Annotated in this window: 7 protein-coding genes and 2 pseudogenes; 6 read left to right on the top strand and 3 right to left on the bottom strand. The window is 55.2% G+C overall.

What is annotated here, in order from left to right; genetic code table 11:
* Positions 1 to 38: 38 nt before the first annotated feature.
* The 3 genes and pseudogenes from H4J77_RS20030 to cadR all read right to left on the bottom strand — a co-directional run bounded on the left by H4J77_RS20030 (position 39) and on the right by cadR (position 4,210).
* Positions 39 to 629: a TolC family protein gene (locus tag H4J77_RS20030; protein WP_235869802.1), complete on the bottom strand. Its 591-nt coding sequence runs from the start codon at positions 627 to 629 to the stop codon at positions 39 to 41.
* A 72-nt stretch (positions 630 to 701) separates the two neighbouring features.
* A pseudogene (locus H4J77_RS18815) lies at positions 702 to 3,572 on the bottom strand (efflux RND transporter permease subunit); the annotation flags it as partial.
* 203 nt (positions 3,573 to 3,775) lie between these two features.
* Entirely contained in the window at positions 3,776 to 4,210 is a 435-nt protein-coding gene (gene cadR / locus H4J77_RS18810) for a Cd(II)/Pb(II)-responsive transcriptional regulator (protein ID WP_008175821.1), read from the bottom strand.
* Between the two features lie 98 nt (positions 4,211 to 4,308).
* On the opposite strand from cadR, the gene H4J77_RS18805 reads away from it, so the two are divergent.
* The 6 genes and pseudogenes from H4J77_RS18805 to H4J77_RS18780 form a co-directional block, all read left to right on the top strand.
* A complete protein-coding gene (locus H4J77_RS18805) occupies positions 4,309 to 5,205 on the top strand; it encodes a cation transporter (protein WP_123891398.1) in 897 nt (298 codons plus the stop codon).
* 4 nt (positions 5,206 to 5,209) lie between these two features.
* Positions 5,210 to 5,716 (top strand): signal peptidase II, encoded by a 507-nt coding sequence (gene lspA / locus H4J77_RS18800; protein ID WP_123891399.1) that lies wholly within the window; start codon positions 5,210 to 5,212, stop codon positions 5,714 to 5,716.
* A 97-nt stretch (positions 5,717 to 5,813) separates the two neighbouring features.
* Positions 5,814 to 6,722: a cation diffusion facilitator family transporter gene (locus H4J77_RS18795; protein ID WP_008169406.1), complete on the top strand. Its 909-nt coding sequence runs from the start codon at positions 5,814 to 5,816 to the stop codon at positions 6,720 to 6,722.
* 33 nt (positions 6,723 to 6,755) lie between these two features.
* Positions 6,756 to 7,757, top strand: coding sequence for an arsenic resistance protein (locus tag H4J77_RS18790; protein WP_206769037.1), 1,002 nt, complete (start codon positions 6,756 to 6,758; stop codon positions 7,755 to 7,757).
* A 44-nt stretch (positions 7,758 to 7,801) separates the two neighbouring features.
* Complete coding sequence (locus H4J77_RS18785; protein ID WP_058091791.1) at positions 7,802 to 8,440, top strand: thioredoxin domain-containing protein; 639 nt, start codon at positions 7,802 to 7,804, stop codon at positions 8,438 to 8,440.
* 22 nt (positions 8,441 to 8,462) lie between these two features.
* Positions 8,463 to 8,777, top strand: a pseudogene (locus tag H4J77_RS18780) (cytochrome c oxidase assembly protein); the annotation flags it as partial.
* Positions 8,778 to 8,904: the final 127 nt, after the last annotated feature.

The following is an 8,904-nucleotide window of genomic DNA, read 5'->3' as shown; positions in this document are numbered from 1 at the left end:
AAAGGGGGCCGTGTGTCCGGACAACAGGAATTGATCGATTATTGATCAGTCACGGCCGCCAATGAGCGGTAATGGCGGTAACCCGCACAGTCTGCGAGACTTGCTGGGGACCTATGAGAAATCCGGGTTAGAGTATCCAACTCCGTTTTGACCCTGAGCATTTCACTTTGCGAGCCGATGCCATAGTCAAGCCTCTGTTCCGTTACGGTGGCCAGTTGCTCGACCAAAGCGCGTGTCTCATGATGGAGATTGATCGCTTCATTGGTATACCACCAATATGCATACGCCTCCTTAACGCGAGCTGTCAGCTGCCTTATTAGCCACTGAGTCTCCTGCTGGGCGGCAAGCATTCCGGCCTCCGCTGCCTTGCGAGACGCCGACAGATGATCCGGCCAGGGCAGCTGCTGGCTTACCTCAAAGCGATGCCCAACTGTATTAGGTCCCTCTAGAGTTTCAGGCGCAATGCCATACTTGATGACCGGGTCGGCCCAAGTATCTGAGCCCTCCACTTTGGCTTCTGACATTTCGGCGACAGATCTTTGCGCGCCCAGAGTCGCGTTATTGGTCAGAGCCTCTTGAACCCAATCGTCAACGACCTCAATAGGTTCGGCGTTTATCGGCAAGGCCATTGTGATCAGCAGGATCAGAACGGTTTGGATGCCAATGGGTCTAATCATCGGAATGTTCCTTTTTTGGCGATTTTTTTTCAGCCGTGCGCGCTGCCAGAGATAGAAAATCACCGGAATCAGCAGCAGGGTCAGGATCAACGTGGTGACCATGCCACCGATCATCGGGCCGGCGATGCGTTGCATGACTTCTGAGCCGGTGCCACTGCCCAGCATGATGGGCACCAGGCCAGCTACAATGGCCGCGAAGGTCATCATGATCGGACGCACCCGTTGCGCAGCACCGTCACTGATCGCCTTGCGCAGGGCATCTGCCGACAGCTGGCCTGATTGATGATCCACGGTTTCCAAAGCGTTATGCAGAGACTGGTTCAGGTACACCAGCATCAGGACTCCGATCTCCACCGCCACCCCGGCCAGGGCAATAAAACCGACGGCCACGGCCACGGAGAGGTTGTAACCCAGCAGATACATCAGCCAGATGCCACCGATCATGCCGAATGGCAGGGTGCCGAGAATAATGCCCACCTCGGTCAGGTTGCGGAAGTTCAGGTACAGCAGAATGATGATGATGGCCAGGGTCAGCGGCACCACCAGCGTCAGGCGTTCCTTGGCCCGCTGCATATACTCATATTGGCCAGACCAAGTCAGGGAGTAGCCAGCAGGTAGATCCACCTGTTCTTGCACCACGGACTGCGCCTCCCTTACCCAACTGCCCAGATCCCGGCCCTCGATATCCACCAGAGTCCAGCCATTGATACGGGCGTTTTCCGACTTGATCATGGGCGGCCCCTGGTCGATCCGGATATCCGCCACATCGGCCAACGCGATACGCTGGCCATTGGGTGTCACCATCGGCAGCAGGCGCATCTGCTCCACCGAATCCCGGTAACCCTGGGGATAGCGCAGATTGATGGGATAGCGCTCCAGACCCTCCACCGTGTTGGCCACGTTCATGCCGCCAATCGCGGTACGTACGACCGATTGAATGTCTGCGATATTCAGCCCGAAACGAGCGGCAGCCTCGCGCTGTATATCCACCTTGATGTAGCGTCCGCCGGCCACCCGCTCGGAAAACGCAGAGGCTGTGCCGGGTATGTCAGTCAACACCCGCTCGAGCTCTTCCCCTATACCCTGGATCACCGCCAGGTCAGGACCGGCCACCTTGATGCCGACTGGGGTCTTGATGCCCGTGGAGAGCATGTCGATGCGGGTTTTGATCGGCATGACCCAGGCGTTAGTAAGGCCCGGAAGTCTGACGGTCCTGTCCAGTTCCCGGCGCAGAGATTCCGGCGTCATGCCGGGTCGCCACTGGTCCCGTGGTTTGAACTGGATAAAGGTCTCAATCATGGTCAGCGGGGCAGGATCGGTGGCCGTATCGGCGCGGCCAATTTTTCCGAACACGGTCTCCACTTCCGGAATACTGGCAATCAGCTTGTCGGTCTGTTGCAGAATCTGTCGGGCCTTGCCAATGGAGATACCAGGATAGGTGGTGGGCATGTACATCAGATCCCCCTCGTCCAGAGGCGGCATGAATTCACTGCCCAGCTTGTTGGCCGGCCAGAAGCCGATGATCAGCACCACCAGGCCTCCGGCAAGCATCAATGCCGGCCGTCGCAAAGCCCAGCCGATAATCGGTCGGTACAGGGCGATCAGCAGTCGGTTGATGGGATTGCGATGTTCTGGCAATACCTTGCCACGGATGAAATAGCCCATCAGCACTGGAACGAGAGTGATGGCCAGCCCGGCTGCCGCCGCCATGGCGTAGGTTTTGGTGAACGCCAGGGGGGCGAAGAGCTTGCCCTCCTGAGCCTCCAGGGTGAAGACCGGCAGAAAGCTCACGGTGATGATCATCAGTGAGAAAAACAGCGCGGGCCCCACCTCACCCGCGGCCCGCGACATCACGGCCCATCGGTTTTCCGGTGTCAGCGGGGTTCGCTCCATGTGTTTATGGACGTTCTCCACCATCACGATGGCCCCGTCCACCATGGCGCCGATGGCAATGGCAATACCCCCGAGGGACATGATATTGGCGTTGATGCCCTGGGCGTGCATCACCACGAACGCCGCAAGGATACCTACGGGCAGACTGACGATGACCACCAGCGACGACCGTAGATGGAACAGGAATACTGCGCAAATAAGGACGACCACCAGGAACTCTTTCAATAACTTGCCATACAGGTTGTCCACGGCGTTATTAATGAGTGTGGAGCGATCGTAGGTAGGAACCACTTCTACACCATCGGGGAGGCTGGTTTTGATGTCCTCCAAGCGTTGGTTGACCCCTTCGATGGTTTTCAAGGCGTTCTCACCGAAACGCATCACCACAATGCCTCCGGCCACTTCCCCTTCCCCATTCAGTTCGGCGATACCGCGACGGACCTGTGGGCCAAGCTGCACATCGGCCACGTCTTTCAGTAACAGGGGCTTGCCGTTGTCGTTGACCCCCAGGGGGACCTGTCGCAGATCGTCTTCGTTCTGCAGGTAGCCGGTGACCCGTACCATGTATTCCGCCTCGGCCATCTCCACCACCGAGGCGCCGGTTTCCTGGTTGGCGCTGTTGATGGCGGAATGGATGCGCTGCAGGGTAATGTCGTGGGCCCGCAGTCTGTCCGGGTTCACCACGACCTGATACTGTTTCACCATGCCGCCAACGCTGGCGACCTCGGATACACCGGGCACGGTTTGCAGTTCAAACTTCAGGAACCAGTCCTGAATAGCCCGCAGTTCCGACAGGTCATGCTGACCGGTGCGGTCCACCAGGGCGTAGGAGTATACCCAGCCAACGCCGGTTGCATCCGGCCCCAGCTCTGGTTTGGCGGCATCGGGCAATTGCCCGGCCACCTGGCTCAGGTACTCCAGTACCCGGGAGCGGGCCCAGTACAGATCGGTGTTGTCATCGAAAATGACATAGACAAAGGAATCACCAAAAAAGGGGTATCCGGATTTTTTGGTTGATTGGCTCATATCATGATGACGGAACCAACCATCAGCTCAGCGGATTACCTGGTTGATGACGACTCTTCTTCACGGCCCCTGCAAGTTTGCAGCAACGCCCAGGTTCGCATGCCGAGATACGCAGTGAGGCTTCGCGATCAACACACCATGCATTCACAATGTCACTGCAAGGTCCGGCATGTCTCTGCTCAGTCCTTACGGCCTGAGCTAGCCCTATACAGCTGTTGTTTGCTCTCCTCGCTGATCCCCGTCAGGATGCCGCAGGCATTGATCTCTCGACCCTCGTTGCAACTCGCCCTCAGTGAAACGAGTTGTTGCTCAAGCGCTTGCAGAGCAGTTATCTGCGACCGCACATGAGAGATGTGGTCATCGAGCATGGCGTTGACGGCGGTACAAGGCTGGCGAGGGTCGTCCTGATAGCTCTGTAGCTCGCGAATCTCTGTCAGTGACAGGTCCAGAATTCGGCAGCGGCGGATAAAGGCAAGCCACTCGCCATGCTTCTCGGTATAGACACGGTAACCATTCTCCTGCCGTTCTGGCGGCGGCAACAGGCCCTGCTGCTCATAGAAGCGGATCGTCTGCGTGTCGATACCCGCTATCTGGGCTAACTGACCAATGCGCATCAGGCTTACTCCTCAACGGATCATCTGTCCCATTGACCTTATAGTAGCTATATAGTTTTTAACACTAGCAATCTATGTTGGTTAACTGGAGCCGTATCGTGAGTAAAGCCTGTGGTGGCCCATGTAGCTGCGATGCAACGCCTGCAGCGGATACCGATATGCCGGTCTCCTCCGAAGCGTCAGGGGAATGGGTCAGCGTGTATGCTGTGCCGAAGATGGATTGTCCCTCAGAAGAACGGATGATCCGCTTGGCGCTGAACGGCTTTGATGAGATTCGAACGCTGTCCTTCGACTTGTCGAACCGCCGATTGGAGGTCGTGCATGACGGCGAGGCTGAGCCCATTACCGCGAAACTGGCGACCTTGGGGCTAGGCGCCTCTCTTCAGGAAACCGTCATTGCCGACCCAGAGACGATCAAGGCCGCTGAGAGCTCGGCAGTCTCTGCTACGCAGGAGTCAGGCACTCTGCGCGTGTTGCTCGGTATCAATGCGATCATGTTCGTGGTGGAAATGACTGCTGGCCTGATCGCCCAGTCTACCGGCCTGATCGCTGATTCCCTGGATATGTTTGCCGATGCAGCCGTCTATGGCCTGGCTCTCTATGCCGTAGGGCGCAGTGCGAAAATGCAGGTACGTGCCGCGCATCTGGCAGGGGTACTGCAACTGATTTTGGCTATCGGCGTACTCGTCGAGGTGGTGCGACGCTTTGTTTTCGGTAGTGAGCCTGAATCGCTGATGATGATGGCGATCGCCTTCGTCGCGTTGATCGCCAATACCGGTTGCCTGCTGTTGATATCCAAGCACCGCGAAGGCGGCGCGCATATGAAGGCAAGCTGGATATTCTCGGCCAATGATGTGGTTATCAATCTGGGAGTTATCCTTGCGGGGCTTCTTGTTGCCTGGACCGGTTCAAACTATCCGGATCTGGTTATTGGCGGCGTTGTGGGAGGCATTGTATTCATTGGTGCCAAGCGCATCCTTGCACTAAAAGGATAATTCGATGTCTGAACACCGTGCTAGTTTTTCTACGTTTATCTTTCTCGGCTTTTCCACACTGGTAGCGCTGGCCGACCAGCTTATTAAATGGCTCGTCCAGCAATCCATGGCTTACGGGCAATCGGTTGAGATCACTCCTTTCTTTAATTGGGTGCACGTATGGAATAAAGGCACTGCCTTTAGTCTCTTCGCCGATGGCGGGGGCTGGCAGCGATATTTTTTTATTGCGATAGCCGTGGCTGTTCTGGTCAAATTGATGCGGGACAGCCATAAGCGAACAGAAGCCCTGGCCTATGCGATGGTACTTGGCGGTGCATTCGGAAATGTCATCGACCGAGTTTTCCGAGGCTACGTTGTCGATTACCTGGATTTCCATTGGCAATCTTGGCATTGGCCGGCGTTCAACCTTGCCGACGTGTTCATCCTCCTGAGCGTGGCCATGATTTTGGTCACGGGCTTCACAGCCGAGAAAGGTGCCGGGAATAACATGGAAAATCGCCAGAATGGCTAGTTTTCGCGCGGTCGCAACACTCGCTAAGCCCTCTGAGCCAGGCTTAGCGAGTGTTGCGACTACGTTTAATTGAACAGCAACGACCAAGGAGAAAACAATGGGCCACGAGCATGCTCACATGTCACCGGATACTAAGGATAAGAGAGTTGCAGTAGCTATCTGGGCGAACGGTATCCTAACCTTGGCTCAGATCGCTGGAGGGATCTTCGCTGGCAGCTTGGCGCTGATAGCCGACGCTATACACAACTTTTCGGATATGGCGTCACTATTTATCGCATTTGCGGCGCGGAAGATTGCACGCCGCCCGGCCGACTCGAAGATGACCTTTGGCTACGGGAGAATTGAGGTTGTTGCGGCACTCATAAATTACACCACTTTGATAATGATCGGGGCATATTTGATCTACGAAGGTGGCATGCGATTCATAGATCCCCCGGAAATCAAGGGGTGGTGGGTAGTTTGGCTTGGCATTATCGCATTGGTAGTGGATGGTTTGACCGCGCTGCTTACTTACTCCATGCAAAAGGACAGCGTCAACATCCGTGCGCTGTTTCTACACAACTTGTCTGATGCGTTTGCGTCAATTGCAGTCGTTGTAGGCGGCGCCCTGATTCTCCTGTACGACATGCGTTGGGTTGATCCCGCGATCACAATTGGTATCGCAAGCTATATTCTCTACCTGGGTCTAACGGAAATCGGCGGAACCATCCGGACACTCATGCTGGGTAGTCCATTGGATATCGACACAGATTCTGTCATCGAGGCTTTATCAAACGTAGAAGGCGTTTTAGACCTTCACCACGTACATTTCTGGCAGATGGGTGAGCATGATGCCTCCCTCGACGCCCATGTGGTGGTCGAAATAAGTGCCTGGAATGAACTTGAAAAAGTCAAGGGTGGGATAAAACGAACTTTGGAAAACGAGTTCGGCATCACTCATTCAACATTGGAGTTTGAACATCCTGATCACAGTCACAAAGATGCCCATACTTATGGCCATGGCTAGCAGGGCTGCTGAAAAGGGTACCGTGTGGCAGATATGCTGCGAATGGCCGACATTCCACTCGGTTACGAGCACGCCATGCGAGACGTAATTGAACGCCACCAGGTCTGGGCCTACCTCATCGCTGTTGTTTTCGGACTGTCTGTGGATTGGACATCGTCCCTCGGTGACAGTGTGCCGGATTACTTAATCTGGGGGTTGCTCGGAGTTCTGCTCTACGCCACATTTACTCAAACACCGTTGACCCACCTGTCTGATATGTTCCGGGACCGTCGGTTCATGGGTGCCTTGCTCACCGGAAATTTTCTGGTCATGCCGGCGATCACTGCCTTGCTGATATTGGCGCTGCCGGACAATGACGCGCTGAAGTTGGGAGTGCTTCTGGTATTGCTGATGCCCTGTACCGACTGGTTTGTCACCTTCACTCACCTAGGCAAGGGGGACAGCACCCGAGCCATTGCGGCAACACCGGTTCTGCTGATTGCTCAACTGGGTCTTCTTCCACTTTACCTCTGGCTTTTCATGGGTAATCAGTTCGACGTGAATCTTGAGCTTGGGCGGCACCTCCTGCCGGCCTTTGGCGGGCTGATTATTGTCCCGCTTATCCTGGCATTTCTGACTGAAAAATGGGCCGAAAACTCCAGAAAAGCCATCGGGTTCATTCGCTTCATGGGTCTGATGCCGGTCCCTCTGCTGACAGTCGTACTGTTCATCATCTCAATGACACAGGTCAGCCAGATCGACAGTACCGGCTCACTTATCTGGCCCTTGATGATTCTGTTTCCGGCCTATCTTCTAGCTGCGGCTCTGGTTGGAAAGGCTCTGCGCCGGGTCTTTCGATTACCGGTAGAAACCGGTCGCACCGTCATCTTCAGCCTAGGAACACGCAACTCCTTCGTGGTTTTACCTTTGGCACTGTCAATGCCAGAGGCCTGGGCTGTGGCCGTCGTGGTGATTGTCGTCCAGTCTTTGTTGGAACTGTTTGGAATGATGCTTTATCTGCGGTGGGTGCCTAGTCGGCTGCTACCGGACACCTGAATAATCTGAAACCCGTAAACTCATTTAAAATAGGAAGATCTCCCGTGCAAACCCGAACCCTGGTCATCAGTCTCCTTCTTTTTTGTCTGGTTGTCTTTGCTGGTGCTTTTGTTATTTACGATCGCTCCCAGGGCACTAATGAACCCGCCGTTGTTGAAAAAACGCCACTGGTGAGGGATTACTCTCCCGTTATTGGCCCTGAGGACGCGCCGGTAACCATTGTCGAGTTCTTCGACCCATCCTGCGAAGGTTGTCGCGCCATGCATCCCTATGTGAAACAGATTCAGGCTGCCTACCCGGACAACGTGCGTCTGGTACTGCGCTACGTATTGTTTCACAAAGGCTCGGAAGAGGCCGTCAGAATCCTGGAAACCGCCCGTGAACAGGGGGTCTATGAGCCGGTACTGGACGCTGTTATGGAAGCACAACCGAAATGGCACGATGATCCAAAGGTCGCCGCAGCATGGGATGCGGCGGAGTCAGCCGGACTTGATGTCGAAGCCGCTCGGGCCGGTATGAACTCACCCGAGATTGACGGCATTATTCAACAGGATGCTGCGGACGTTAAGGCGGTTGGAATTTCCGGAACCCCAACATTCTACGTTAACGGAGACACCTTGAGCCGCCTGGGGCCTCAGGAACTGTACGACCTGGTGACATCCAAGGTAGGGTCACTGAAATAACAACAAAACAACCGGCAACGCTATGTCACTGCTTGACTACCTTTTACCCTACGATTTCTCGCCGCTGACCATACTCAGCTACATGCTCGTGATGGGATTCTATGGCGTCGGGCTAATTCGGATGCCGGAACAGGACCGGCCAGGCTCACTGCGGATCTTTGCGTTCACCCTGGGGGTACTGATCTGTTATGCGGTGATGCAGACCCGCTTCGATTACTACGCACAATACATGTTCTTCGTCCATCGGGGTCAGCACCTGATTCTTCATCATATCGGTCCGATCCTGATCGCCCTGTCCAACCCTTTACCGGTCATGCGGTTCTGGTTCGCAAAAATCAGGTTCATCGCGGGTTAGCGTGAAAAAGTAGGAGACGGCGGTAAAACCGGTTAGTTTTGAGTTCGCCAAAACAACAAACCTGACCGACTCACCGCCGTCCCTATGAATGCTAATCCTCTTGCCCTGT

This window comes from Pseudomonas sp. 5Ae-yellow, assembly GCF_014077575.1.
GTDB classification, from domain to species: Bacteria; Pseudomonadota; Gammaproteobacteria; order Pseudomonadales; family Pseudomonadaceae; genus Halopseudomonas; species Halopseudomonas neustonica.
This window is presented reverse-complemented; position numbering and strand designations above follow the sequence as displayed.

Excerpts from the sequence above, each read along its gene's own strand:
- H4J77_RS20030 (WP_235869802.1), bottom strand. The coding sequence starts at position 629 with ATGGCCTTGCCGATAAACGCCGAACCTATTGAGGTCGTTGACGATTGG.
- cadR (WP_008175821.1), bottom strand. The coding sequence starts at position 4,210 with ATGCGCATTGGTCAGTTAGCCCAGATAGCGGGTATCGACACGCAGACG.
- lspA (WP_123891399.1), top strand. The coding sequence starts at position 5,210 with ATGTCTGAACACCGTGCTAGTTTTTCTACGTTTATCTTTCTCGGCTTT.
- H4J77_RS18795 (WP_008169406.1), top strand. The coding sequence starts at position 5,814 with ATGGGCCACGAGCATGCTCACATGTCACCGGATACTAAGGATAAGAGA.
- H4J77_RS18790 (WP_206769037.1), top strand. The coding sequence starts at position 6,756 with ATGCTGCGAATGGCCGACATTCCACTCGGTTACGAGCACGCCATGCGA.